At 60.6% G+C, this 24,580-nt stretch carries 22 protein-coding genes and 1 pseudogene; 10 read left to right on the forward strand and 13 right to left on the reverse strand.

Translation table 11 applies throughout. The annotated features are described in order from the left end of the window. Window positions 1-12: 12 nt before the first annotated feature. On the reverse strand, window positions 13-657 hold the full coding sequence (locus OOJ09_RS27500) for a CBS domain-containing protein (protein ID WP_269908204.1): 645 nt from the start codon (window positions 655-657) through the stop codon (window positions 13-15). Between the two features lie 301 nt (window positions 658-958). Here OOJ09_RS27500 and OOJ09_RS27505 point away from each other — a divergent pair, with 301 nt between their 5' ends. After that, on the forward strand, window positions 959-1,657 hold the full coding sequence (locus tag OOJ09_RS27505) for a DUF6629 family protein (protein WP_269908205.1): 699 nt from the start codon (window positions 959-961) through the stop codon (window positions 1,655-1,657). 179 nt (window positions 1,658-1,836) lie between these two features. Here OOJ09_RS27505 and cls read toward each other — a convergent pair whose 3' ends face one another. Together cls and OOJ09_RS27515 are read right to left on the reverse strand one after the other, a co-directional pair. Beyond that, a complete protein-coding gene (gene cls / locus OOJ09_RS27510) occupies window positions 1,837-3,273 on the reverse strand; it encodes a cardiolipin synthase (RefSeq protein WP_269908206.1) in 1,437 nt (478 codons plus the stop codon). Window positions 3,274-4,254: 981 nt separating this feature from the next. After that, window positions 4,255-4,971: a Bax inhibitor-1/YccA family protein gene (locus OOJ09_RS27515; protein ID WP_269908207.1), complete on the reverse strand. Its 717-nt coding sequence runs from the start codon at window positions 4,969-4,971 to the stop codon at window positions 4,255-4,257. Between the two features lie 599 nt (window positions 4,972-5,570). On the opposite strand from OOJ09_RS27515, the gene OOJ09_RS27520 reads away from it, so the two are divergent. The 3 genes from OOJ09_RS27520 to OOJ09_RS27525 all read left to right on the forward strand — a co-directional run bounded on the left by OOJ09_RS27520 (window position 5,571) and on the right by OOJ09_RS27525 (window position 7,576). Then, window positions 5,571-6,113, forward strand: coding sequence for a DUF6745 domain-containing protein (locus OOJ09_RS27520; protein ID WP_269908208.1), 543 nt, complete (start codon window positions 5,571-5,573; stop codon window positions 6,111-6,113). A 292-nt stretch (window positions 6,114-6,405) separates the two neighbouring features. After that, entirely contained in the window at window positions 6,406-6,567 is a 162-nt protein-coding gene (locus tag OOJ09_RS32095; RefSeq protein ID WP_420107554.1) for an SPW repeat domain-containing protein, read from the forward strand. Window positions 6,568-6,766: 199 nt separating this feature from the next. After that, window positions 6,767-7,576 carry a PRC-barrel domain-containing protein gene (locus OOJ09_RS27525; RefSeq protein WP_269908209.1) on the forward strand — a complete coding sequence of 270 codons (810 nt, stop codon included), beginning with the start codon at window positions 6,767-6,769 and terminating at the stop codon, window positions 7,574-7,576. Between the two features lie 35 nt (window positions 7,577-7,611). On the opposite strand, the gene OOJ09_RS27530 is transcribed toward OOJ09_RS27525, so the two are convergent. The 10 genes and pseudogenes from OOJ09_RS27530 to OOJ09_RS27575 form a co-directional block, all read right to left on the reverse strand. Then, window positions 7,612-7,956 (reverse strand): hypothetical protein, encoded by a 345-nt coding sequence (locus OOJ09_RS27530; protein WP_420107555.1) that lies wholly within the window; start codon window positions 7,954-7,956, stop codon window positions 7,612-7,614. A 47-nt stretch (window positions 7,957-8,003) separates the two neighbouring features. Then, window positions 8,004-9,605 (reverse strand): ABC1 kinase family protein, encoded by a 1,602-nt coding sequence (locus OOJ09_RS27535; RefSeq protein WP_269908211.1) that lies wholly within the window; start codon window positions 9,603-9,605, stop codon window positions 8,004-8,006. Between the two features lie 139 nt (window positions 9,606-9,744). Continuing rightward, entirely contained in the window at window positions 9,745-10,860 is a 1,116-nt protein-coding gene (locus OOJ09_RS27540; protein WP_269908212.1) for a YncE family protein, read from the reverse strand. A 628-nt stretch (window positions 10,861-11,488) separates the two neighbouring features. Further along, the gene (locus tag OOJ09_RS27545; protein WP_269908213.1) at window positions 11,489-12,037 is read right to left on the reverse strand and encodes a hypothetical protein; all 549 of its coding nucleotides are present in this window, start codon (window positions 12,035-12,037) and stop codon (window positions 11,489-11,491) included. A 143-nt stretch (window positions 12,038-12,180) separates the two neighbouring features. After that, a complete protein-coding gene (gene ftsH, locus OOJ09_RS27550) occupies window positions 12,181-14,064 on the reverse strand; it encodes an ATP-dependent zinc metalloprotease FtsH (RefSeq protein ID WP_420107557.1) in 1,884 nt (627 codons plus the stop codon). 18 nt (window positions 14,065-14,082) lie between these two features. Next, window positions 14,083-14,757, reverse strand: coding sequence for a methyltransferase family protein (locus tag OOJ09_RS27555; RefSeq protein ID WP_269908215.1), 675 nt, complete (start codon window positions 14,755-14,757; stop codon window positions 14,083-14,085). Window positions 14,758-14,783: 26 nt separating this feature from the next. Continuing rightward, window positions 14,784-15,083 carry a DUF2933 domain-containing protein gene (locus OOJ09_RS27560; protein WP_269908216.1) on the reverse strand — a complete coding sequence of 100 codons (300 nt, stop codon included), beginning with the start codon at window positions 15,081-15,083 and terminating at the stop codon, window positions 14,784-14,786. A gap of 293 nt (window positions 15,084-15,376) precedes the next feature. Beyond that, window positions 15,377-16,798, reverse strand: coding sequence for an SAM-dependent methyltransferase (locus OOJ09_RS27565; RefSeq protein WP_269908217.1), 1,422 nt, complete (start codon window positions 16,796-16,798; stop codon window positions 15,377-15,379). A gap of 1,376 nt (window positions 16,799-18,174) precedes the next feature. Further along, complete coding sequence (locus OOJ09_RS27570; protein ID WP_269908218.1) at window positions 18,175-18,381, reverse strand: hypothetical protein; 207 nt, start codon at window positions 18,379-18,381, stop codon at window positions 18,175-18,177. 217 nt (window positions 18,382-18,598) lie between these two features. Continuing rightward, window positions 18,599-18,843, reverse strand: a pseudogene (locus OOJ09_RS27575) (AAA family ATPase); the annotation flags it as partial. 126 nt (window positions 18,844-18,969) lie between these two features. On the opposite strand from OOJ09_RS27575, the gene OOJ09_RS27580 reads away from it, so the two are divergent. The 6 genes from OOJ09_RS27580 to OOJ09_RS27605 form a co-directional block, all read left to right on the forward strand. After that, a complete protein-coding gene (locus OOJ09_RS27580) occupies window positions 18,970-19,353 on the forward strand; it encodes a hypothetical protein (RefSeq protein ID WP_269908219.1) in 384 nt (127 codons plus the stop codon). Next, window positions 19,350-20,450, forward strand: a complete 1,101-nt coding sequence (locus OOJ09_RS27585) for an NAD-dependent epimerase/dehydratase family protein (RefSeq protein ID WP_269908220.1) — start codon at window positions 19,350-19,352, stop codon at window positions 20,448-20,450. The genes OOJ09_RS27580 and OOJ09_RS27585 overlap by 4 nt, the downstream gene beginning before the upstream one ends. Further along, the gene (locus tag OOJ09_RS27590) at window positions 20,450-22,138 is read left to right on the forward strand and encodes a vitamin K epoxide reductase family protein (protein ID WP_269908221.1); all 1,689 of its coding nucleotides are present in this window, start codon (window positions 20,450-20,452) and stop codon (window positions 22,136-22,138) included. The genes OOJ09_RS27585 and OOJ09_RS27590 overlap by 1 nt, the downstream gene beginning before the upstream one ends. A gap of 40 nt (window positions 22,139-22,178) precedes the next feature. Next, complete coding sequence (locus tag OOJ09_RS27595; protein WP_269908222.1) at window positions 22,179-22,670, forward strand: c-type cytochrome; 492 nt, start codon at window positions 22,179-22,181, stop codon at window positions 22,668-22,670. Window positions 22,671-23,121: 451 nt separating this feature from the next. Then, window positions 23,122-23,568 (forward strand): pyridoxamine 5'-phosphate oxidase family protein, encoded by a 447-nt coding sequence (locus OOJ09_RS27600; RefSeq protein WP_269908223.1) that lies wholly within the window; start codon window positions 23,122-23,124, stop codon window positions 23,566-23,568. 380 nt (window positions 23,569-23,948) lie between these two features. After that, the coding region (locus OOJ09_RS27605; RefSeq protein WP_269908224.1) for an amino acid permease at window positions 23,949-24,580 on the forward strand (632 nt) is incomplete at its 3' end.

The raw sequence follows: 24,580 nt of genomic DNA on the forward strand, positions 1-24,580 counted from the left end.
CCCGGCCGTTTTTCACGGATGCGCCAGGTACAGGTGGTCGAACACACCTTTGACGCCCCTGACGCCCTCGGCAACCACGCGGACAGCATCCCGTTCACTCTGCGATGAGACCGCTCCCGAAAAATAGACCAGGCCATCGGTGACCGTGAGCGTTATTGCGTCTCCGTTGACGCCTGCGTCCTCTTGCAACCGTGTAAGAATGCTGCGCCGGATCGCATCGTCACCTGCCGCCGTGTCGTCGTCTAATTTTGCCGCAACGACGACGCGCAGAAGATCGGCGCGGCTGACAACGCCGACCAGACGCTGTCCCCTCATGACCGGTATGCGCTTGATTCCGTGCTCCTGCATCAGCGCAGCAATTCGCTCTATCGGAGTTTCCTCATCGGCCACGATGACATCCGAGGTCATCAGATCCGCCACTTTCCAGCTGTGGCCCTTCACATAGCCGCGCGCCCCACCTGCCGGAAACGCTGAGGCACCGAGCTCCGACCTGCGCAGGAAATCACCTTCGCTCACAATTCCAGCCAGACGGCCGTTGTCATCGACGACAGGCATGCCACTGATGCGATGATCCAGCATGATCCGTGCTGCGTGTCTTACGCTGTGGTCGGGCGACACGGTAACAACCTTTGCAGTCATTACATCCTTTGCTTTCATCTGCCTCATCCCTAGCTCAGTTCAATTGAACAGGCGCCCGAGCACCAATTTGCGGCATCGTAGCGTAGATGCCGCCGACCTCCTTTGAGGCAAATCAATACGGCTCCGAACCAGCCGCAGCAGAGTGCCAGGAACGCACCGGGCCTCTGGGCCGCGGCGCGTTCGGCGTCGCAACTTTAGTCGCCACGATCCGCACGTGCGACGTCAATGATTAGCTATGGACAGTTCTTGCATCGTCAATCTAGTCTCGCGGCAACGGCATCCGCCGCCTCTGCAGAAAGAATCGACGCAGTGAGGTTTTATGTGCTTCTCGGCCGAGGCGAGCTTTACGGCGGCGGCGCTACTCATTCCGTCAGGTGCACTCAGCGTCCAGAGAGCCTATCGTACCGACCGCCGCTACGCACCGGTCTGTGCGCTGCCTTTGCTGTTCGGCCTGCAACAGCTCTTGGAGGGGTTCGTCTGGACCAGCGGCGCAAGTGGCGATCTCGATCTCGTTAAGCGCTTCGCTATTGGCTACATGTTCTTCTCGTGGCTGGCTTGGCCGATATGGGTCCCATTCTCGATCTATTTTCTTGAGCCGGCGCGCCGAAAGTCGCTCTATCTTCTCTTCGCGATCGCCGGCGCAATCCTCGGTGCCGGCCAGTATCTTCCCTATTTCGTTCATAGCAACTGGCTCAGCGTACAGCTCCTCGATTCAGCGATCGTGTATGATGGGGTCGAACTTTTTGATTTCTTGTTCGCTCGTGAACTCACCTATGCCATCTATCTCACGCTCATCATCCTGCCGCTTCTTCTTTCGACCAGGGGTGAGGTCAGGGTCTTTGGAGTGCTCGTAGCGATTGTCGCCGCCATCACGTACCTGTTTTTCCGTTTCGCCTACATATCGGTGTTCTGCTTCGGTGGTGCTTTGATGTCGTTTTACCTCGTCGCCATGATTTTCTGGATCGATCGGCGTCGGCAGAGAGATGCACCCCTTTCCGTCGCGATCGACACTGACTAACCGGACCTCGCTGACGGCAAATCCATGCACGGCTGTGGCAACATTTTAATCGTGTCGGCGCAAGGCCAATTGGATTGCCGCCGAAGAGTTCATTAGGGCTCGGCAGACTATTTTGGCGGTCATGAACGCCAAGGGCCAGTTCGTTACGCCGCACAAAATTCAGCCCACACAAATTCAGCTCACAAGAGCGGGCTCATCAAACGCGCTAAATTCTCGCACACTTTTATGCCGACGAAACGGTCCCGCCACAGGGGAAGCGTCAGCAAGTCGCTGCTCGCAAAGGTGCGTTCCTGCTCCAAGCGAAGCCGAGCGGTCACGTCTTTGTCATAAAAGATAAGACTGACCTCGGCATTCAGCAGGAACGAGCGAATATCGACGTTGCTCGACCCGATCAGCATGATTTCGCCATCAATGCTGAAGTGTTTCGCATGCAGCAAGCGGCTTCGATAAAGGTGAAGTCGAATGCCGGCTTCAAGCAGTTCCTCATAGTAGGAGCGCTGCGCAAAACCAACGAGGACCTGATCCACCCGGCGTGATACCACCAGATGGACGTCGACGCCGCGTAACACGGCAGTCTGGAGCGCCCGCAGCAGAGCCTCATCCGGGATAAAATATGGGGTTGTAATGACCACCCGCTCCCGGGCGCCGTGGATAAGGCCGACCATAAGGTTTTCCACCCCAGCGGTTGGATAATCGGGTCCACTGGGCAGGACTTGCGCGACCATGCCTGAGCCAGGATGGTGGTGGGGGAAGAGATCCGCGATATTGAGAACCTGTTCGGTTTCCAAGAACCAATCTGCGGCGAAGACTGCTTGCAGCTCGAGGACGACCGGACCAGTTACGCGCGCGACGAGCTCCTCGTTAGTCACATTGGCATCGACAATATTCTGGGAGCCGGCGTAGCCAATCCGGCTGTCAATCACGAAAATCTTCCTGTGGTTGCGCAAATCGGCTCGCGCGGTTCTACGACGTAACAGTCCGACTGGCAGCGCCAAGTGAGCGGTTACGCCCCCGGCAGTGAGAGCCTCAAGAACCCGTCGCGCCCACTGCCGCGAACCGAGAGCATCGATGAGAACTCGGCACGTGACGCCTCGCCGTACCGCGCCAACAAGGGCTTTGATCACTCTCCTGCCGGTATTATCGTCTGCAAAAATGTAGACGACCAGGTGAACATGATCCTGGGCAGCGTCGATATCCGCAATGAGTCTGTCGATGAGACCGTTGTAGTCGCTGAGAAGTTCCGCATTGTTGCCGGCCAGCGTGGGAAATTGACCGAGGTTCTTGATCAGGGTGGCAGCCTGAACCAGATTGCTCGGGAGTATAGGTGGGCGACAAGCTTCTAGACGGGATATCTGGTGGGTCGCGCGCTCAAGGATTGTGTGCAATCGGGCGAAGCGCATGCGACGCCATCTTGGATAGCTCGGTCTGCCAATGAGGATGTAGAGCACAAGGGCTGGAACCGGCAAAAAGAAAACCAAAAGCAGCCAGCCCTTTGCGGCATCGGGTGACCGACGAAATGGTACGATCACCAACATGATCACCCGGATCGACCATTCGAAAAGAAGGTAGAACAGTGTCCAGAAACTGCCGATTTCGAAATACAAGGCTTCGGACAAAATCCACGTCCATGTCAGAGCTAGTTCCGGTAAACCGGATACAATTATAACGGTCTGATCGGGTCAAGCCGTGATATTTGGACCCAGAAATGAAGCCAAATCAGCATGGATTCCGTGGCCGAGGACTCAACCTGTCGTCCAGATCTCCTTTGCGCGCCCACGCGATCAACTGGAAAACGAAATCGAGGTGGCCGCGACAGGTCAAGATCGCGTTGCGGCGGAAAATAGTTGGCCGGGCACGCGACGTCGCTACGGGGCTATCGCGCCGATCTGTTCGGCGAGCCGCGCCACGCCGGCTTGCCCTGATCAAACAGGTATTAGCGAGGTCTACGCCCGGGCATTTGCTGCGCTGCCCATCAGGCAAAGGTTGTTCTCGTTGGCGATGCCCGCCACGGTGCCGGCCTCGCTAATAATTCAACAATGGTGGCGATGCCGCCGATCTCCGGTCGGCCGCGCCTCACCATCATGTGCAGCGTGTTCTGCCATCGGTGCCGAAACATCGCCGGACGCAGTTTCGTGATCGGGCGCGATTTGAGGAACAACAGAGCTGCGACGGGCCACGTTAGCGTCGTCGGCCAGTGAGGCGTGAGGAAGGGCGGCCGGCCCCAAGGCCCCGGAAACCTCGCCCTCTGTCTGTCTGCTCAATCGATCTGCCGGAACCGCGGGGTCAGGATCGTGACCGTTGCCATGAGCGGACCCATGTCCGTGCCGATGCCCGAAAAAGTGCATGGCGAACATACCAAAGGCGAACACGATCCAAATCCAATTATTTACAAGCCAAGTCATCACGTCACTCCTTTGCAGCGACTGTCACAGAGGCGCTTCGAGTCAGGGCACGTTCGTCTCTGCAGTCGACCTGCGGACGCTTGCTTGCTCGCTCGGTCTTGGCGCGGACCACTTCAATCGCCTCGTCACATTATCGTTCGGGGCCAGCTCGACTGACGGCTCTACGCTGCCGCAGGCGGCGTCAGCCCTTGAGTCCTAGCGGCGTCGATCACCGAAGAGCTGCATCATCAGAAGGAACAGGTTGAGGAAGTCGAGGTACAGCGCCAGCGCGCCCATGATTGCTTTTTTCCCGGCGACCGCCGCATCCTCGCCCTCGATGTAGATCTCCTTGATCCGTTGCGTGTCCCAAGCAGTGAGGCCGACGAAGACGAGGACACCGATAATCGAGATCGCGAACTGCAGCGCCGAAGAGGCGAGGAAGATGTTGACGAGGCTAGCGATGACTATGCCGATCAGTCCCATAAACAGGAAAGAGCCGAAGCGGGAGAGGTCGCTCCGAGTCGTGTAGCCGTAAAGACTCATAGCGCCAAAGGTTGCGGCGGCGATGAAGAATACCCGCGTGATGCTTGCGCCAGTATAGATGAGAAAGATGCCGGAGAGCGACAGACCCACGAGCCCCGCATAGGCCCAGAAGGTCAGTTGTGCCGTACCCAGGCTCATGCGCTCGATGCGGAAGCTCAAAAGCATAACGAGAGCCAAGGGGGCCAGCAGCACTATCCAAATAAAGGCCGTGCCAGCGATAGCTTGATACAAGCCACTCGCAGCCGCTCCGTAGGCGACAACTCCGGTCAGAAGAAGTCCGCCGGCCATGTAGTTGTAAACGCCCAGCATATACGCGCGCAGACCCGCGTCGATCGCTGGTTGTCCGACAGAGGTTGGAGCTGTGGCGTGGGAGGCATGTTGGTCGACCATGACGATTCTTCTTTGCATTTTGAGGTCGGGAACTTCCGGTTCTGCGCGGCTAGAGCGCTCGCTCCGACCTAAGATAACTGGAACTATCTGCAGTCTAAAGAGCCAAGCGTCGGCCAGCTTTGATCTCAATCAATGTCCAGGGGATGCTGTCGCGCACGTCGGAAAACTTCCCGACGTAGCTTTTCCGGTTCCTACCCGCCATGCGGCAATTGACCGACACAAGTGCGGCGCTGCCCTCGCCCTGGCGGCATCGGTCGGCACGCTGCCGGGCGTGTCCCTTGGCTTGCGCATGCGGCGCACCTACGCGCACCTGCCAGGCTCCCTCCGCGAGCTTTCGCCATCTCCATCCGTCGTGCACCAGCTCAAGCGTGCGCGGTGGGAGGCGTGGATTCCATACTCGCGAACCGCCGTTGTTGGCCCGCGACCGCACGAGTTGTTGCTGGCGGCCTATCGCACTGTCTCTCGGGAAGCCTTCACCCGACGAGTCACTAATTGGGGCGGCTTTGGCTGGATCGCAGGCGACATGTCGCCGAATCCGCATCCAGAGGCCATTCGCGGGATACCGCCGTATCTGGACGGGATCGAGGACGCGGCGCGCTGTGGCGGCCGTCCGCGCCGACGCCAGCGGCGCAGCGGCGCTCTTCGCCGAGCTGGCCGTTCATGTCGATCGGCTCTACCCCTTCGCGGCGATTGCGGTGGCAGTACGGCAGGCAACAACGGTGGCGCTCGACGCCGAGGGGCAGGCCGCACGCCGAGGAGGGGATAGCGCTCGCCTGAGTGGATGGCACGCGCATCTTTGCCTGGCACTTCGGCTGGTTTCACCCGAAGTGCTCGACCGGGACCGGCCGATCACGCGTCGGCGCATCGACCGCAAAATGAATCCGGATCGGCGCTGGGTGCTGATCGAGCGCCATGGGCTGGGGAGCTATCTGGTGGAAGCCGGCGCCGCCGAGATCCAGCGCGACGACTGCGGCCAACTCCACCGTCTCGCGCGACGCCTGGGCGATCCGATCCTGGCTGTGCGGGTGATGAACCATACGCCCGAGCCGGACGGCAGTGTCCGCGAGTTCTGGCTACCCGTTCCGCCGACGATGGCCACGGCGCGCCAAGGCCGTTGCCTGGACCTTCAATCTGCCCGCTGAGGAGTATGACCCGGTCGCGCAGTCATAAGGCGAATGGGACCGCTTTCTGCATCGCGCGGATATCCGGATCCTGATCTTTGATCTTCGTCAAAGACACGCGGGGCCTAGGCGTTGCCAAGTGTGCGATGGATGGCCGCGACCCTTGCGGCAGATAGGAGATCGTCATGAAGAAAGAGCATTTGCAGGACTGGGTGGACCTTGTGCTCGGTCTCCGGGTGATCCTCTCTCCGTGGGCGATCGCGCATGTTATGGTGAGCCCCTGCGAATCTTGGCGGCGTGACGCGTAACGGAAGTGAGGAAGTGGAATCAGCACATCGTTGGAGTCGCCGTTGTGATCTTGGCCGCCGTTGCGCTCTTCGCGTTCAAGTCATGGGAGGAATGGCTCAACGTTGCGCTGGGCGCCTGGCTGCTGGTGTCGCCTGGGTGCTGGGATCAAGCACGTCCGCGGACTTGATGTGGAATGCCGTGATCATCGGCGTTCTCGTCCTCGGCTTGGCGGGCTGGGTTCCTCGCCGAAGAACAGGGCCCACGGCAGATACAGGGCCCGAAGCAGATGGCGAAGTAGCGGACGCGGATCGCGCGTTGGCTTGGGGGGCGAGTGGTGGGGTCGCGTTCGGTCATGAAGCACAAATCTAAATAACGGGAGCACTGTCATGCGCTTGTCCATTTTTCTTGCCGCGGCGGTGGGGGTGGGGATAGGTCTGGTGGCGGCGGCAGCTGCCTCCGCGGCCGACGTGGAAGGTCTCCCCGGGGCGCAGCCGCCCAAGGAGCAGATCGCGCAGAAGTGCCTGGGCGATCTGCAGGCGTTCGAGGAACAGCTGTGGCGCGTTGGCTTCGGCGCGCTGCCACCCAGAGGCTACGGCGTCCCCGTGCCACCCGGTTACTCCGACTTCTATTTGTACGGGGTCGAGGCCACGCCGCGCAAAAAGATGCAAGCATTGCGCGACGCCGCGTACGTCTACGCTTTCGACGGCGACGAGCCGTCGTGCCAGCGCGAACTCGCTGCGATGCGCGCAGTCTATGACGAGCACCAGAAGCTGATTGGGGCGGAGAGCGACGATCCGAATGTGCGCACGGCCTGGCGGCGCGCTCACCTGGCAAGAGCTGAACCCGTCGCGAAGATGGATCATCTCATGCGGGCCGACGTCCTGATCGGTTCCGAGGTCCGGAACCTAAAGGACGAACGGCTCGGCGAGATTGCAGACTTCGTACTCAATCCGCAAAAGCGCGACATTCTCTATGTCCTGGTGTCCCGCGGCGGCTTTCTCGGCTTCGGCGGCAAGCTGGTGGCTGTGCGGTGGAACGATCTCCGCGCCACCGAGGATCATGAACTCTATGTGCTCGATGTCCCGCCGAAGACCATGGACAAGGCACCACCAGTGGACCGCAGAAACTTTGCAACGACCGCCAGTGGCGAATGGCAGCGCTCGCTGGACCAATATTGGGATCGCGCCTTGAAGTAAGATCCGCACGCCACTAGCCGATTCAAGGCGCGGTTTCATCGGCCGCTCCCTTGATCCGCCGGACGCCGTGGCTTCGTCAGGGTCTTGTCTACCTTGTCCTTCTCCGCCGCCGTGAACTCGCGCGCATAGCCGCCTTGGCCCCGGGCGTCGACTCCGATGTCGACGAACTTCGCACCGAGGGATGCCGCCTCTTCCTTGGTTTCCGGGCGTACGTCGTAGCCTTCGACGACGGCGGCCAGCCGTTGCGCGGTTGCGAGCTCTTGCAGCCCAGCAACACCGAAGCCGATCACCAGGATGGTCGCGGGACGCAGTGAACCGACCGCCGTGGTCATGGGCCGTTCGACGGCGGCCAAGGCGGCGGCGTGGAAGGCACCCGTCAAGACGCGATCGATGTGCGCCAGCTTCAGCAGAGATTAATTCGTCTTCTTCACAGCTTGCCGGACCTGGCAATGCCGCGGACAAGTCGAAAGGTGAACCAGAGCGCGAGGACATAAGCGAAGGCCGCCAGGGCAGGCATGTCGCCGAAAATACGCGGCCCTACGCTGTGCTGCATGAGCAGTGAGCCGGCAATATAGAGGCCCAGCGTGACAAGGCCGAGCGCGAGCCGGTTGCTGCCGCGGTCGATATGCTCGTTCAATCCCCTCAACTCGCGCACGTGCAAGCTCAGGCCCAGACCGTCGCCTTCCTGCACCAGTTGCCGGGTCCATGACCTGATCACCGTCGGCAGGTCGTGTGCCGCCGTGATGGCGTCGAGTTTCAGCCGGTCGAGCGCGCCCGTCCAGTCTGATTGCTCCATCGCACCTTTGAGCGCCTCAGGGCCTTTGGACTGCAGGTTTTCCAGCAACTGGAAATCGGGGTCGAGAATGCGCACGGTGTGTTCGGCGAGGAACATGGCGCGCATCAGGATGAGCAGGTCGAGAGGGACGAATATGTTCTGAGCGCGTCCGAGGCGGGTCACCCGCAGGAACGCTTCAGCGAGAGACCAGTCCTTGAGCGGCAACGCGGCGTAGTCGGCAATGATCTCCGCCAGTCCGCGCCGGAATTCGTCTCTATTCATGTCGCCGCCCAGAACGCCAAGGTCGATGGCCGCGTCGAGGAGCCAGTCGGCATCCTGGCGAATGAAGGCGATGGTGAACGCGGCGAGCTTGCGGCGTGCCGCCCGATCAAGGAACCCGACCAGGCCGAAGTCGTGAAAGCAAATCCGTTTGTCCTGAGTGATGAAGAGATTGCCAGGATGCGGGTCACCATGGAACACGCCAAGAACGAATATCTGGTGCAGGTACGCGTCCACGAAATTCTGCGCGAGCCGCGGACCAATGGATTTCACCGCCGGGTCATCGATCCGCAGGCCACCGCTCCGCTCCTGGACGATAGCGGTCTCGCAAACGAGATCATCGACAACGTCAGGCACGAGCAGAGTCGGCCACTCCGCGAAGGCCACCGCGAACCGTTTGATGTTTTGCGCTTCCCGGCGGAAATCGATCTCCTTGGAGAGGTTGCTCCAGATCTCGTCAACGATGCGCAGAGGTTGATAGTGCCGTAGTCGTGGCGAGAGCATGAGGGCGATGCGCGTCAACCACGTGAGGGCGCGCATGTCGCGGTCGATCTGCTGCTTGATGCCGGCACGACGAACCTTGATGATGACGTCCCGTCCGTCATGGAGCCGTGCCGTATGGACTTGCGCGATGGACGCCGCGGCGAGTGGAGTGGCATCGAATTCGGCAAACAACTCGCCGACGGGACGACCCAGGCCGCGTTCGATCTCCTCGATTGCGTCCTTCGTCGGAAACGGCACCACGTGATCCTGCAGAGCCTGGAGGGCCACAATGTACGCGTCGGGGAGCACATCACGACGCATGCTCATCGCCTGGCCGAGTTTTATGAATGTTGTGCCCAGCCTCTCAAGGCTGAGCCGCAAGCGCTCGGGCGCCCGCGGAACCGATCGGGACAGGCCGAGTCGGCCCAAGGCGCCGTCCCACACGAAGCGGAGCGCTTCTAAGGTGATGCGGAAGAGTCGGAAAATGGGCATCAAAGCCACCGAAGCGCATGAGATCTTGTCAGCTTATCGCAAAGGGCCAAACATGCGAGTCGAGCTGTACGGTGGTTTTGGGAGCGGCGCGGCCGTGCAAAAAGCAGGGCCGCGCCGCCGGACTGTCAGCAGAACCAGTTTATGAATTGCCGGAGAAGACAGTGATCCCGTTCGGTCCCTTGCCGACAGGAATGGTCCGGACGACGGCCTGGGCGGCAGTATCAATCACTGAGACGCTGTCGTCCTTGATGTTGGTGATGTAAGCGTACCGTCCATCCTTGGTGATCGTGACGCCGTGCGCGCCGGCGCCAACGTTCAGCGTCTTCACGACTTTATTTCCGGCCACATCGATGATCGAGACCCTGTTATCGGGGTTGGCATCGCTGCCTTGATCGGCGACGTAGACGAACTGTCCGTCCGGCGTCGCATAGACTTGGATGGGATTGCGGCCGACAGCGACTTTGGCCACGACCTGCCGCGTGGCGCGATCGATCACCGCGACGCTGTCTTCGTCCCGCAGGGAAACATAGACGCGTGTTCCGTCCGGCGTGAAGCCGACCTGAACCGGAGCCTTGCCAACCGGGATGCGAGCCGACTCTGCCAGGCTCGCGACATCAATGACGGAAACCGATCCATCCTCGACGTTGGCGACGAAGAGTTCCTTTCCGTCGGGGCTGAGCCGCAGTCCATGAGGATAGCGGCCAGTCGGGATTGTCTTCGACACCTTAAGCGTAGACAGGTCAATCACGGAAACCGTGTTCGATTCCGAATCGGTTACGAAGACCCGTTTCCCATCCTGGTCAGGAATGACATGGGCTAGATGGTGGCCGATGTCGACCACCGCGATTGGCCCCTTGTCGATGGCGTCCAATTTTAGGACCGCCAAACGCCCACCCGGTTCCGACGTGCTTCCGGCCATGGCCATCTTCATTTTGGAACCGGGTGCCTGGCCAGACATGGACATCTCGCTCTCCTGGCCGGCGCCAACGACAAAGACGAGCCTCGCCTGGGCGCTGACGTCGACATTGTGCGGCATCAGCGGCAGGGTCACTGACTGCACCTTGCCTGACTTGAGATCGATGCGACTGAGGCTCCCGCCTTCTTCGTTGGCGGTAAAGACCGAACCTGGGCCGAGATTCGGTTCCGCCGCCAGGGTTTGGGACAGGCCCACACCGGCAGCCGCCGCGATGGCGAGCCCGATAAGCGCGCGCGAAAATACCGGCGCCGCGCGCGACGCCATATTGATCAGTGACATAACAATTCTCCACGTATTTAGGTTTTTTCGATAAGTGCCCGAAGGCGCGGTGACGAAGTCCTACGCGTGGAGAATGGGGGGCGGCAGCGGCGGCACAATAGCGAGCGATACCAACGAGCCAGTGGGGCCAGCCCGCGCCGTCCGGCCTGCAACTTTCTGCGGCATGGGAGATGTCATTTGCACGACACCGCACAAGCCACAGCCTCCGGCGGTGCAGCCAGCCAGTTGGCCATAGTCATGCTGCCCCGACGGATGGCCTCCCGGGGCGTACTGACCGAACGTACCGCTGCTGGCCTGGTCGAGAACCATATACCGTTCCGTCCCGTGCATAGGCCCGTTCTTGATCAGCCCAATTTGGAGCACACTCGTCAGAGCCAGCACTGCCGCCAACACGGCGACGGCCCAGCGCCTTGTTCCAAATCTTGCTTTCCATTTTTCGAACGATCGCAGGATCATGACTTTCCGTTGTCAACATGCCCTTGAAGCCGACCCTTGTTGAACGCGTTGTCGGTCTCAAGCTTCAGATTGGACAATGGTCTCTAATGAGAGAGGCTTCTTTGTTGCAGAACAACGTTGGCGCAGAATTCGGGTGGCAGGCGCTGCAACGGCACTGCCTGTAGGGGAAGCCCTAGTGTCCGTACGTGAACTTGACTCGCGCGGGCGCGGGGCGTCCCGGGACACTGATGTCTACCTGGATATCATAGCGGTCACTGCCGGGCAGCGCGACGAAGCCGCCATAGGTTACCGTGCCGGCGATCGCCATCGGCTCAAGCTCCAGGCTGTTTTGCCCAACATGTCCCAGTCCCGATACGGTTGCGGTCACCTTGGCGTTCTCGATGCGCGCGCCCGTCGCGGCCTCGAAGACCGCGACGATCATGTGATATTCATGCGCACCGCGCGGGGCGCCGCCATGCATGGTAGCCTCCGGGTGGCTCTCGAGATGACCACGCACAATTGCCGCCGGCAAGACTCCCAGATAGACGCCCAACCCCTGCGCTACTTTATAGTTTTCATTCTCTTCGGCCAAAGCCGGGGTAAACCAAATGGCTGTGAGCCAGAGCGCAGTCGCCAGGACCGCAAAGAGGCCTCGCCGTAAATCGGGCCACGCTGCTATCGGTGCTTCGCAAATCCCATCAGGCGATACAGTCGCGATTGTGTTTCGCCTCGTGTAAAACATCGTCGTTCTCCTTGCTCAATCAATGTCACCTTAGGCAGAGCCAAAGCCGTATGGGCGGCCAGCTTTTGGTCCGCAGAAGTCGACCAGGAGTGGTCGCAAAATGGCGGCGTCCACCCAGATCCAGTATCCAGCCAAGGGCATCATCACGAGATCGAGCTTATGGCGGCAAGACCTGGGCCGACCTTCGGCATCGTCCTGGGCATGTCGGTTCGCGTCAGCTTTTCGGCGACCGTGCGCAATTCCGCGGCGGAGAACGTCTCCTTCGCGAGCAACTCCGTTGCCGCCTGGCCGAGCAGGGCGCGATTGGTCGTCAGAACAGCGATCGCTTTTTGAAAGGCGCTGTCGATCAGCCCGCGCACAGCAGCATCGATGGCAGCGGCCGTCTGCTCGCCGTAACGGCGTGGGCGCCAATCGGCACCCTCAGGGCCTCCCAGAAGCGGGGCCGCCTCGGGCTCATAGGCGACCTGGCCCAGCGCCTCATCCATACCGAAGCGCACCACCATGCTTCGGGCGATTTCGGTGGCCTTGCCGAGATCATCGGCGGCGCCGGTCGATACCTCGTCGAAGATGAGGGTTTCCGCCGCCCGGCCGCCCAGCAGTACGGTCATGCGGTTCATAAGCTCAGCGCGATCCATCAAAAAGCGATCTTCGAGGGGTCTCTGAAGCGTATAGCCGAGTGCCGCGATGCCACGCGGGATGATCGAGACTTTCTGGACGGGATCGACGCCGGGCAAGGCCATCGCCACTAGGGCGTGGCCCATCTCGTGGTGGGCAACGATCTTTCGCTCGTGGGGATTGAGCAGTCGATTGCGCTTCTCAAGGCCGGCGATGATGCGCTCAATTGCCTGGGTGAAATCGTCAAGCGTCACGCTCTCGGCATTGCGCCGCGTCGCCAGAAGAGCGGCCTCGTTCACGAGGTTGGCGAGATCGGCCCCCGTGAAGCCGGGCGTGAGCGCCGCGATGTCCTCGACAGGAATGCCCGAGGCGAGCTTGATCTTTTGCAAATGCACCTGGAGAATGTCGACGCGCCCCTTTTTGTCCGGCCGGTCGACAAGCACTTGCCGATCGAAGCGGCCAGCGCGGAGCAGCGCCGGGTCGAGTATCTCGGGCCTGTTGGTCGCGGCCAGCAGCACGACGCCAACACTCGAATCGAAGCCGTCCATCTCGGTCAAGAGCTGATTTAAGGTCTGTTCCTTTTCGTCATGGCCGCCGCCGCCCAGAACAGAGCTGCCGCGGGCACGGCCGAGCGCATCGAGCTCGTCAATGAAGATGATGGCTGGGGCGTGCTGGCGCGCCTGCTGAAAGAGGTCACGCACGCGGGCGGCACCCACGCCAACGAACATCTCGACAAACTCGGAGCCGGAGATCGAGAAGAATGCAACACCCGCCTCCCCCGCGACAGCACGGGCAAGCAGCGTCTTGCCGGTACCTGGCGGACCAACGAGCAGCACGCCCTTCGGCACGTGCGCGCCAAGCCTGCCATAGCTTTTCGGATCCTTGAGAAACGAGACAACCTCCTTGAGCTCGTCTTTCGCCTCATCCACACCCGCCGCATCTGCGAAGCTGGTCTTGATGTCCTTTTCGACAAAAACCTTGGCTTTGCTCTTGCCGATCGACATCATGCCGCCCATTCCTTGTCCTCCGGCCATCGGCCGGATGAGGAACATCCAGATGAGCACGAACCCGAGCGTCGGTATCAGCCAGCCCAAGATGGTCTGAAGCAGGCCCGGAGCGGCCGCGCCAGAGAACGCCAGATTGCCTTTCCCTAGCGTCTGCGCGAGGCTCGGATCGACGCGGTTTGTGGCAAAGTGCGGAACGGCCTTGTCTGCCGGCGCTTTGTACGTGCCGGTGATCCGGTCGGGCCCGATCACGAGATCGGTGACCATGCCCTGGTCGGCGAGTTGCTGGAACTCGCTGTAGGGGATCGTCTTCGTGTGCGTGGGCTGGAACAGGAGGCCCTGAATCAGCACCACGGCGACAACGGCAATAACGACGTACCAGAAATTGATCTGGTGCTCGCGCTTGATCTCCATGGTCTTCTCCGATCAGCGCTGGCCGGCCTGGCCATGTTTCGGGCCGCCGGTGAGGTCACGCAAGCGCGGGACGAAGCCCGGTACTTCACGCATATAGCGCTCATACTCGACCCCGAATTCTGCTCGCGTCTCGCGTTCCTCGATCCGGGCCAAGCGTACGTACATGTAGACCAGAACGGGGAACATCGCCAATGTGAGCAAGGTCGGCCACTGCAGCAGGAAGCCAAACATCACCAGGACGAAGCCAGCATACTGCGGATGCCGGATGTAGGAATAGACCCCGGTGGTGGCGAGCGTCCGGCGACGCTGCGCCTCGTAGAGCACCTTCCAGCCGGCCGAGATCAGGACGAAGCCGCCACCGATGAAAACGAAGCTCAGGATGTGGAACGGCCCGAAATGCGGGTTCGTTCGCCAACCGAACAGTTCCTCAAGAAGATGCCCGCCATCATGCGAGAACCAGTCGACGCCGGGGTATCGGCTCTGCAGCCACCCTGAGAGCAGATAGATCGTCAGCGGGAAGCCATACATTTCGGTGAACAGCGCGATCAGAAAGGCGCTGAACGCGCCGAACGAGCGCCAGTCGCGTTTCGTCTGCGGCTTGAAGAAGCTGAAAGCGAAGAAGATAAAAATCGCTGAATTGACGATGACAAGTGACCATAGGCCATAGGCGGGAATGGTGTCGTTCATGATGGTTCTCCAGACAGACTGTTGGTTCAGTGCTGATGCGGCGAATTCGGTCGATTGTCGGACGGGTTGTTCTCGGCGTCGCCATGCCCGCCATGCCCGCCGTGCCCGAAGTGCAGCAAAGGGCAAGCGAGGAGGATGAGCCAGGGAAGCCAGGGAATGACGTGTGCCCGATGCTCCGAAACCAGGAAGAAGGCGCCGATGGCGAGGAAAGCGATCGTCACCAGACCCGTCCTCGAACTCCAGAAACCGGATGGTTTCGGCCTGTTCTCTTGACCGGTATGAGGCTCCGGCTCGTGATCGACCGGGAGATGGGTGTGATTGCTCATGGGTGATCCCCCTTGTCAGAAACAGACGGACCGTCGGCGTTTTGGCTCGTTTCCGAGACACTCGATCCGCCGCAACAGCCCTCTTGGCGCTCGTGCGCGGAATCAGCGTGATGCGCTGCGTCGCCGCAGCAGCCGTGTCCGGCGCGCCCCTCGTGTTTGTGCGAATGATCTGCGGCGTGCCCGCAGCCGCATCCACCAGATGGGGCTGCGCTTTGGTTGATCGTTCTCTTCATTTTCGTCTCCGTTGATCTCCGCCGCTCATTGGGAGGAGCGGTTCCTATAAATCGAGCCCTTCAGACCAGGCTTTGCGCGCGCTCCCACTCGGCGATGTAGTCGCGGGTAAGAGGCACGGTATCGACGCGCTTGCTCAGCTGGATCTGAAAGACGACGAGCCCCGAATGACGGAATGCAGCCTCGCAACCAGCCAGGTAAAACTCCCACATCCGGCAGAACCGCTCGTCGTAGATCGCAGCGATGCGATCGCGGTTGGCAATGAACCGCTTGCGCCAGTCTTTCAGCGTCTCGGCGTAGTGCAGCCGCAGCACCTCGATGTCGGTGATATGAAGTCCAGCACGCTCGATGGCTGGCACGATCTCGGACAGCGCCGGCGTGTACCCGCCAGGGAAAATGTATTTGCGAATCCAGGGGTTGGCCGCCCCCGGCCCGGCGGCGCTGCCGATCGTGTGGATCAACGCCACGCCGTCGTCCGAAAGCAGATCTTTTATCTTTGCGAAATACTCGCCGTAATGCCCAACGCCGACGTGTTCGAACATGCCAACCGATACGATGCGTTCGTAACGCCCGTTCTCGTGTCGATAATCCTTGAGCAGGTACCTGACGCGTTCATTCAACCCGACGTTGTGGGCGCGCCGGTTGGCATAGGCATGCTGCTCTGTCGACAGCGTCACCCCGGTGACGTCGACATCGGCATTGCGTGCAAGGTGAAGGGCCAATCCACCCCATCCCGAGCCGATGTCGAGAACGCGCTGGCCGGCCCGTAGCAGAAGCTTGGCTGCGATATGCCGCTTCTTCTGATCCTGGGCCTGCTCCAACGTGTCGTCAGGCGACATGTAGTAGGCGCAGGAGTATTGGCGATCCGCGTCGAGGAACAGCTCGTACAACAAATCTGAAAGATCGTAGTGGTGAGCCACGTTGGCGCGTGAGATCGAAACCGGATTGTGCTGCGTCAGGCGTCGGCCCAGGCGTCGGCCAATCGCCTGAGCGCGTTGGACCCAATGTCCTGTGCTCCAGCCGAGATTGGCGAAGCAGAGATCGAGCAGGTCATGGATTCCGCCGTCTTCAACGACGAGCGTGCCGGCCATATAGGCTTCGCCTAGCGCCAGATCGGGATTGAGAAACAGACGCCGCACCGTGGCTTGATCTGTGATCCGGATAGTAACTGACGGCTCGCCATGACCGACGTCGCAGGCGCAGCCGTCGGGTGTCACCAAGGTCAACGTGCCGTTGCGGATGATGCGGCGAAGCAGGCTCCGCAGCAAGAACGTGCTTGCGCTGGCTCCGGCGCCTTGCTTCCGGGGCACGATTGCTTGCGGCAGACATACGCCATCGGCGGCCGCGTCAGGCGACATCAAGGTGGACGAGCTCCGCTGGCCTCCAGCCGTACTGTGATGCTCGTGCACGTGATCCTCGGTGGCCGGACCGTGGTCGCACCGGCCAGAAGGGACCGTGCGTTCGTTGAGGATGATCTGTTCCATTTTTGCCTCATGCTGCCGTTTGTCATCAGGGCGGCACCCGACGACACGGACTTGAGCTTTCGATGTGGATTCTTCGTGGGCGTCGGCAATACCGGTCGCCGGACGGCTTGGTCCTTGCGATGGCTATTGCGAACATCCGACTCTGCCGGCTTTAAATAGCCGGCAGCCGATTTCAGGCGATCGGAGGTCGCAACATGTCGGGCGAACCCGACTCACTGCCCGCGGACGCAACAAAGGCCAAATGATGAACGATCCGAGCTGGCGAGGGCAGTTCCACCGCCGTGACCAATCCCGCAGGCGCGTGGCAAGCTGTTCCACAGCAGCAGGCGCCTGTGCAGGGGACTAAGGGAAGGCTGTGGCTCTGGTGTGCGTTGCTTGTCGAGGCGTCCCATACCGTCGACGAAGAACTCTGAGTTTCGAAGCCACCAATACCCGCGACGAGGTGATTGGGGACGGCGGTCGGCCCTTCCGCCCTGGCATGGCCGGTCGACAACAGCAGGCTCACCAAGAATAACGCCAGCAGAAACATGTGCCCCGCCGCTGCCCCATTCGGCTGCGCCGCAACTGCACACGCTTTTGCAGGCATATTGGTCATAACCATCCCACATAAGGTTCTCTAGATCGATACCACCGGATTTTGACACCGGGCGCTTTGATCTGCGTCAAGAAACCTTGGTTAGCCGAAACTATCCGGGCAGGCAGGATCTGCGAAACGGCAGCCGTGACCGGACTAGCCTAAGGCATGGAGCCTCTTTCGACCAGCTCAATCGCGAAGATTGAGTTCGCCGACGAGGTCAATCCGGTTGCGGCAGTTGCAGCTTCCAGGAAATTGCCCGAAAATGGTCTGCTGTAGAGTGCGGGCGGATTCTTTCGGTTAGAGTGGCCGATCAACAAGGAGTCGAAGGGCCGACGTGGGCTGTGGGCGCAAAATGGCGCGGTCGACCTCACCGGATGCGCGGCGAGGTCCTCAAACAGCGTAGGCTCACAAGCCCAGTCGTATATCGACTCCCGCGGCACGCCGAGCCGCGGGTCTTGAGATGAGGCCCCCGACAAGCCGATGCGCACCAGTCTTGAGGATGACATAGCAAATCGTTTCCGCGGTGTGTTGCATGGTTGGCGTGGAGCTCATATCGGGGTCGACGAAGGGGCATAGCGCGGTGTCTCCATCAGATCTCATGACCGAGAGGGGCCGTCGTTCGCGAATGGTCCGGGATGGGCGATGACGCGAGGTCACTTCCGGCAAAGATTGTCTCAGGCTAGGAAAACTGAGCGGCACGGCCTTGGGAAATCTTAACCGCGATTGAACATCGGCCCATCGGCGACGGTCCGAACCAATCGATATCGATTAGGAGGACGCCTTTGAGTCGTCGGGCGCCCTATTGCCTGCCTGCCCCGCCTCTCCTTCCCGGCCAGTCGGCAAATGCAAGTACCCAAAGCCCGATCAGATTCACAAGCGGAATGACCGCTAGAACCGACCAGAGTGGCGACAAGCCAATACGCCTGAGGATCCTGCCGATCGGATAGAGAAGTACCGTGATCATCACGGCGAAGACGACCCAGTGGCCGAGGTCGTATCCGGTCATATCGATCCAATCCCTCATCATTTGCTGTCTTCCTTTGTCCCTGGCTGCCACAGCCGCGTATCACACTCGGCATGGGCGAGTAGCTTTTACGGTGATTTCGGTAAAACCGCTTTGACGCGAATCAAACACAAGGTGTGATGCCACACCCCTCCGGCGCTTTGGACCCTCATGGGCTAACGACAATGTGACCGTCCCAGACGCCGGACCACGACGCCGGTCGGGCGGCACCCAGGCTGATGAACATCTCGACAGACTCGGAGCCCGAGATCGAGAAAAAGGCACCCACGCCTCCCCTATGGCAGCCCGGGCAAGCAGCGTCTTGCCGGTACCCGTCGGACCAACCAGCAGCACGACCTTCGGCTCATGTGAGCCCAGCCTCCCGTAGCTTTCGGATCCTTGAGAAACGAGACCACTTCCGTGACCTCGTCTCGCTTAATCCACTCCTGCCCTGTCGGCGAAGCTGGTCTTGATCTCCTGTTCGATAAAGAAAGTGGACACCATTAATCGAGCCCAGATTGATTCAGAGCAAAGTCAGGCTCTCGGTGATAGGGCATGCTGTCCCGGCACCAAGGTCGCGGAAGAACAAAAATGGACAGCAAGACCGGCACACATGCCTGCTGCGGCCAGGTCGCAAAGGAGACGATCGCACCCCCAGCTGTTGGAAAGCGGGAAGTTGCGCCGGTTCCGAAGATTACGGCAAAGCCCTTGCCATTCTCGGCAAGAGCAGCCCAGTCCCACTGCGATGGCAAGCTGCCTCACCGCGGGGAATTCTCTGGCCCTGTCACCCTCTTCTTTCGTGTGAAGGAAGCGTCGATCACCTCTGCCAATGATTCAGACTTCGGTTTGGGCAGATTGGTCTTCACCAAGAACATCGCGCGCGTCAATAATCCAGATTTGGCGGATAGGCCAACGCGACAGCGTCTGTCAGGATATCCAAAACCCGACGAAATAGTACGAGGAGAGCGACCATGAAGCCGGACGGGGATATCATTTTGATCACTGGTGCCAACGGCCGGATCGGCACTGCCGTGATGCGCGAGTTGCGCAAGACCTTCTCCAACGTCGTCGGCTTCGATCTCCAGTCTCCTCCTGATCCGCCCGAAGGCTGCACCCGGATTCCGGTCGATATCACCTCGGACTCCAGCGTGACCGAAGGACTGCGCATCTTGCGTGCCCATCACGGCGATCGCATCGCCTCGGTGATCCATCTGGCCGCATATTACGATTTCATCGGTAAACCGAGCCCGATGTATGATAAAGTGACGGTCAATGGTACCAGGCGCTTGCTGGCTGGCCTACGCGTCGGGTTCGACGTGCAGCAGTTCGTCTTCTCCTCGACCATGCTGGTGCACAAACCCGGCGAGCCGGGCATATTCATCACCGAAGATTGGCCGATCGGCCCCACCTGGGCCTACCCCGAATCGAAGGTTCGCACCGAGGCGATGATCGCTGCGGAGCGCGGTGACGTGCCGACGGTGATGCTGCGCTTTGCCGGCGTCTATGACGATGGCTGCCATTCGCCGCCCCTGGCGCATCAGATTCAGCGGATCCACGAACGCCAGCTTGAATCGCATCTTTACGCCGGCTCAACATCGCATGGCACAGCCTATGTTCATATGGACGACGTGGTGGAGGCGATCGCCCGCACCGTGGCACGCCGCACCAAGCTGGCGGCAGAGACAGCGATCCTGATCGGCGAGCCCGACACACTGAGTTATGACGAGTTGCAACACTCCTTCATGCGGCAGATCCATGACGAGTCTTACGAGGAGCTCAGTGTACCGGGGGCAATCGCCAAGATCGGCGCGTGGGTTGAGGACAATGTCCTCGGTCAGAAACCTTTCATCAAGCCGTGGATGATTGACCGCGCCAATGACCATTACGCGCTGGACCCGAGCCGGGCGAAAAAACTTTTGGGCTGGGTACCGAAGCACACCCTGCGTAAGACGATCCCGAAAATGGTGGCGGCACTCAAGGCCGATCCGCTGGCTTTTTACCGAGAAAACGGCCTGGAGCCGGCCGAATGGATGCTGGCCAACGCGGAAGCGGCAAAACAGGAGCAGATGTGATGACAAGAGATCATTCAGGTCACGCCGGTCACGCTGCGGCGCCGCAAGCGGCGACCGTCAAACCGACCAGAACCGGCGGTGGCAAGACTTACACCTGCCCGATGCACCCCGAGATAAAGCGCAGCGAACCTGGCAGTTGCCCGATCTGCGGCATGACGCTGGTGGAAGAGCCCGCGCGAAGCGCGACCGTACTCGCCATGCAAGATCACACGATGACGTCCATGACCAGCGAGATGAAGGGCCATACAATGCCCGGCGTGGCAGCGGTCGGGATGGGCGACATGATGGGTGAAGCGCACCGCGCGATGCTCTGGCCGCATTACGTGGCGATGATGCTGGGTTTCTGGATGATCACCGCGCCATCCACGCTGGGCTACCTCAGCAATTTCGTGCCCGACGTCAACCAACTGCGGGTGATGGCGGAGCGCGGGCTGACGCCGTTTGCGCATCGTAACATGGAAATGACCATCAGCGATGCGGCCAGCGGCGTTCTGATCGTGATCTTCGGCTATCTGTCGGCCAACGCCCAGCGCCGTTATCCCTGGGCGCAATGGGCGAATGCGGTGGTCGGCGGCTGGCTGCTGGTGGCGCCCCTGGTGTTCTGGACACCGCTGCCCGAGGCCTATGCCAACGGCACCTTGGTCGGCAGCCTGGTGATCGCCCTTGCCGTACTGATCCCGATGATGCCAGGGATGAGCATGGAGGGGATGATGGGCAAGCCCGACATTCCGCCGGAATGGGGCTATAATCCGGCAAGCTGGCTGCAACGAGTGCCGATCGCGGCATTTGCGCTGCTCGGGTTTTTGATCGCGCGCTACATGACCGCCTATCAGCTTGGTCATATCGACAGCCAATGGGATCCATTCTTTGCCGGTGAAAACGGCCTGAACGGCACCGAGACCATCATCACCTCGTCGGTGTCAAAGGCCTGGCCGGTTGCCGACGCCGGGCTGGGGGCGCTGGTCTATGCGCTGGAGATCGTGATGACCTTCATGGGCGGCAAGGACCGCTGGCGCACCATGCCTTGGATGGTGCTGGCGCTGGCGCTGCTGATCGTTCCGTTGGGGGTTGTCAGCATCTATTTTGTCATCATCCAACCAATCGTCATCGGCACCTGGTGCACACTGTGCCTGATCGCAGCGTTGGCGATGGCGCTGATGATCCCGTTCTCGATGGATGAATTCGTGGCAATGGGACAGTTTATGGTCAAATCGACGCGCGCCGGCAAACCGTTCTGGCGCACCTTCTGGACCGGCGGCGCGATCGAGGGCGGCAGCGACGACCATGCCCGCGGCGTGCTGGCCCCAAAGGGGCAGATGTTTGCACAATCCGCTCGCGGCGTAACCTTCCCACCGGCGCTCTTGGCCAGCATCGCTATCGGAATCTGGCTGACCTTTACCCGACTCAGTTTTGGGAGCACCGGCGGCATGGCCAACAGCGACCATCTGGTCGGTCTGCTGGTGGTGACCTTCTCGATCATCGCCTTCGCCGAGGTGACGCGCGCAGTACGTTTCCTGAATGTCCCCGCCGGGGCGTGGCTGATCGCAGCTCCCTGGCTGCTGGACGGTGCCGCATCGACGCTGGCGCAGGGGGCCAGTGTCATTGCCGGACTGTTGCTTGTCGTGCTCGCAATTCCGCGCGGATCTATCCGCAATTCATATGGGGGCTGGAATGTCTACGTGGTTTGAAGCCAGGCATTGGGTCCGCCATGCGCTTGTCACTGTCGGCGTGCTGGTGGTCGGCGGCATGGTGGCCGCAGTGGTGGTGATTTATTCGGGCGCATTCAACGTGGCGGCGACGGTGGAGGATTCCGCAGCGCTGAAATGGTTGCTCATCACTGTTCGCGAGGCCTCCATCGAGACGCATTCGCGCGACGTTGCGCTGCCCAGCCCCGCTGTGACCGCGGATCGTGACAATGGCTTTCGCATCTTCCGGCAGCAGTGCGCGATGTGCCACACGCCGGTTGGCCAGACGCCAAATCCGATGGCCGCCGGCTTTAACCCGCGGGCCCCCACCTTTGGTGCCGACGCTGACGACATGAGCGCCGAAGAACTGTTTTGGGCAACGAAAAACGGCATTCGCTTCACCGGTATGCCCGCCTGGGGTCCGTCGTTCAGCGATAAGGAAATCTGGGACGTGACCGAATTCCTGATGACTTTGCCCAAAATGTCCGCCGCTGAGTATGACGCTTTGGACCGTCGCGTTCCGGCCGAACGCTAAGACGGGCGGTGTCAAGCCCGGCCAGATCGGTGGCTACAGCCATTCGGGCGCTTGGGTGACTGGCGCGTGTAAGGGTGGCGCGATGAGCACTTCACCTTGCGGGCTTGGCGGCGAACTGGCCGGCCCTGCCTGCGGCTCAAATTCGACGTAAGTCCACGTCAAGAAGCTGAGCGGCAACAAGATGTTGATCATCCGTGAGCCAGATCGCTCCGACGCGGCATCGGTCAGCGGCTTGCAGCCGCCGGCTGGCGGATTTCGCCTTTCGCGAGCGAACCCTAAGATGGCTTGGCGCGCAGGAAGAATGCGGCTCTCTGCGGCACAGTATCCGAATTGATGCGGATCAACGCCAGCCGTCGATAAAATGCAGAAATTGGAAAATGCTAGTTTCTGTAGGGATGATTGCGCCTATGGCGAGGCCTGCGAGCGGAAGGAAACCACGGGAGATAGGATGATGAATGTGCGTATGCTATCCAATCTCGAATGCACGAGGTTGCTGGCGGCCAATCGCGTCGGCCATCTGGCATGCGCGAAGGACGGGCAACCCTACGTCGTATGCTTCAACTACGCCCACGCGGACAATCACCTGTATGCGTTTTCCTTACCGGGCAAGAAGATCGACTGGATGCGGGCAAATCCCTTGGTGTGTGTCCAGGTCGGCGAACACGGTCAGGGGCGCGGATGGAGAAGCGTGGTGGTTGACGGCCGCTATGAGGAACTGCCTGACCGGATTGGCCACAAGCTTCAGCGCGATCACGCGTGGTCGGTTTTGAGCAAGCACGCGGACTGGTGGGAGCCCGGTGCCCTCAAGCCGGTCATGCCTCCGGTAGCAGACAGCACGCCGCACGTGTTCTTCCGGATTCTCATCGAAGAGGTGGCGGGCCGAGAAGCAAGTGAATAGCAGTCCTGCGCGCCATGAATAAAAATGCCACGACAGGCCTATACTATTTGAAATGGTCTGCGACCAAGCTGCCTAGGGCTTAGAAAGCTTGCTCCCCAAGGGCGGCATGCCCCGTCTCGAAGTGCCCGATGTATTGTAGAAAGCACCGCCTTTTTTTCCAGACAAACAACGCGCTCGTTCTTCGCGCGCTTTTAGCGTGACGTTATCATCGGACCAAGCGCTTTCTGCGAACATTGCCACGCCTCTCAAATATGGCGCTAGCGACGTGCGAGACTTTGGCTGCAATAGCGCGCAAAAAGTGCCGGTTTGACGTGGATCAAAGCCATCAGCCCGGTTGTGCTACCAAAGCTCGCCAAGGCCCTCGAATACGGGAGAAATCCATGGCCACGACCGATACCAACGTATCCGCAGCGACGCTTCCAGTCGCCACCGGCAACAAGCTGCGCCTCGGATCACTCGTGGCACTCGTGATCGGCTCGATGGTCGGCTCCGGGGTGTTCAGCCTGCCGCAGAACATGGCCGCCGGCGCCGGGCCTCTTGCCATCCTGATCGGCTGGGCCATCACCGCCGTCGGCATGCTGGCGCTGGTCTTCGTCTATCAATCGCTTGCCACGCGCAAGCCCGAACTCGACGCCGGGCCCTATGCTTACGCCAAGGCCGGCTTCGGTCCTTTCATCGGCTTCAACAGCGCCTGGGGCTACTGGATCAGTGCATGGGTTGGCAACGTCTCCTACGCCGTGATCGTATTCAGCGCCCTGTCTTATTTCTTTCCGGCCTTCGGTGATGGAAATACCTGGCAGGCAGTGCTCGGCGCATCGATCCTGCTGTGGCTGATCCACGTCCTGGTTCTCGCCGGCATCCGGCAGGCGGCGGTCGTGAACCTCATCGTCACGGTGGCAAAGATCGCTCCGATCGTCCTGTTCGTCGGGGTTGTTGCCGTCGCCTTCAAACTGCAGGTCTGGTCGCTCGACTTCACCGGTCTGGGCAACGCCAGTCTCGGCTCGATCACCGC

It is taken from the genome of Mesorhizobium qingshengii (genome assembly GCF_027563465.1).
Classification (GTDB): domain Bacteria; phylum Pseudomonadota; class Alphaproteobacteria; order Rhizobiales; family Rhizobiaceae; genus Mesorhizobium; species Mesorhizobium qingshengii_A.

Coding starts and splice junctions, on each gene's coding strand:
- OOJ09_RS27500 (WP_269908204.1), bottom strand. CDS start 657: ATGAAAGCAAAGGATGTAATGACTGCAAAGGTTGTTACCGTGTCGCCC.
- OOJ09_RS27505 (WP_269908205.1), top strand. CDS start 959: ATGTGCTTCTCGGCCGAGGCGAGCTTTACGGCGGCGGCGCTACTCATT.
- OOJ09_RS27515 (WP_269908207.1), bottom strand. CDS start 4,971: ATGGTCGACCAACATGCCTCCCACGCCACAGCTCCAACCTCTGTCGGA.
- OOJ09_RS27525 (WP_269908209.1), top strand. CDS start 6,767: ATGCGCTTGTCCATTTTTCTTGCCGCGGCGGTGGGGGTGGGGATAGGT.
- OOJ09_RS27535 (WP_269908211.1), bottom strand. CDS start 9,605: ATGCCCATTTTCCGACTCTTCCGCATCACCTTAGAAGCGCTCCGCTTC.
- OOJ09_RS27540 (WP_269908212.1), bottom strand. CDS start 10,860: ATGTCACTGATCAATATGGCGTCGCGCGCGGCGCCGGTATTTTCGCGC.
- OOJ09_RS27545 (WP_269908213.1), bottom strand. CDS start 12,037: ATGTTTTACACGAGGCGAAACACAATCGCGACTGTATCGCCTGATGGG.
- OOJ09_RS27555 (WP_269908215.1), bottom strand. CDS start 14,757: ATGAACGACACCATTCCCGCCTATGGCCTATGGTCACTTGTCATCGTC.
- OOJ09_RS27560 (WP_269908216.1), bottom strand. CDS start 15,083: ATGAGCAATCACACCCATCTCCCGGTCGATCACGAGCCGGAGCCTCAT.
- OOJ09_RS27565 (WP_269908217.1), bottom strand. CDS start 16,798: ATGGAACAGATCATCCTCAACGAACGCACGGTCCCTTCTGGCCGGTGC.
- OOJ09_RS27570 (WP_269908218.1), bottom strand. CDS start 18,381: ATGACCGGATACGACCTCGGCCACTGGGTCGTCTTCGCCGTGATGATC.
- OOJ09_RS27580 (WP_269908219.1), top strand. CDS start 18,970: ATGGACAGCAAGACCGGCACACATGCCTGCTGCGGCCAGGTCGCAAAG.
- OOJ09_RS27585 (WP_269908220.1), top strand. CDS start 19,350: ATGAAGCCGGACGGGGATATCATTTTGATCACTGGTGCCAACGGCCGG.
- OOJ09_RS27590 (WP_269908221.1), top strand. CDS start 20,450: ATGACAAGAGATCATTCAGGTCACGCCGGTCACGCTGCGGCGCCGCAA.
- OOJ09_RS27600 (WP_269908223.1), top strand. CDS start 23,122: ATGAATGTGCGTATGCTATCCAATCTCGAATGCACGAGGTTGCTGGCG.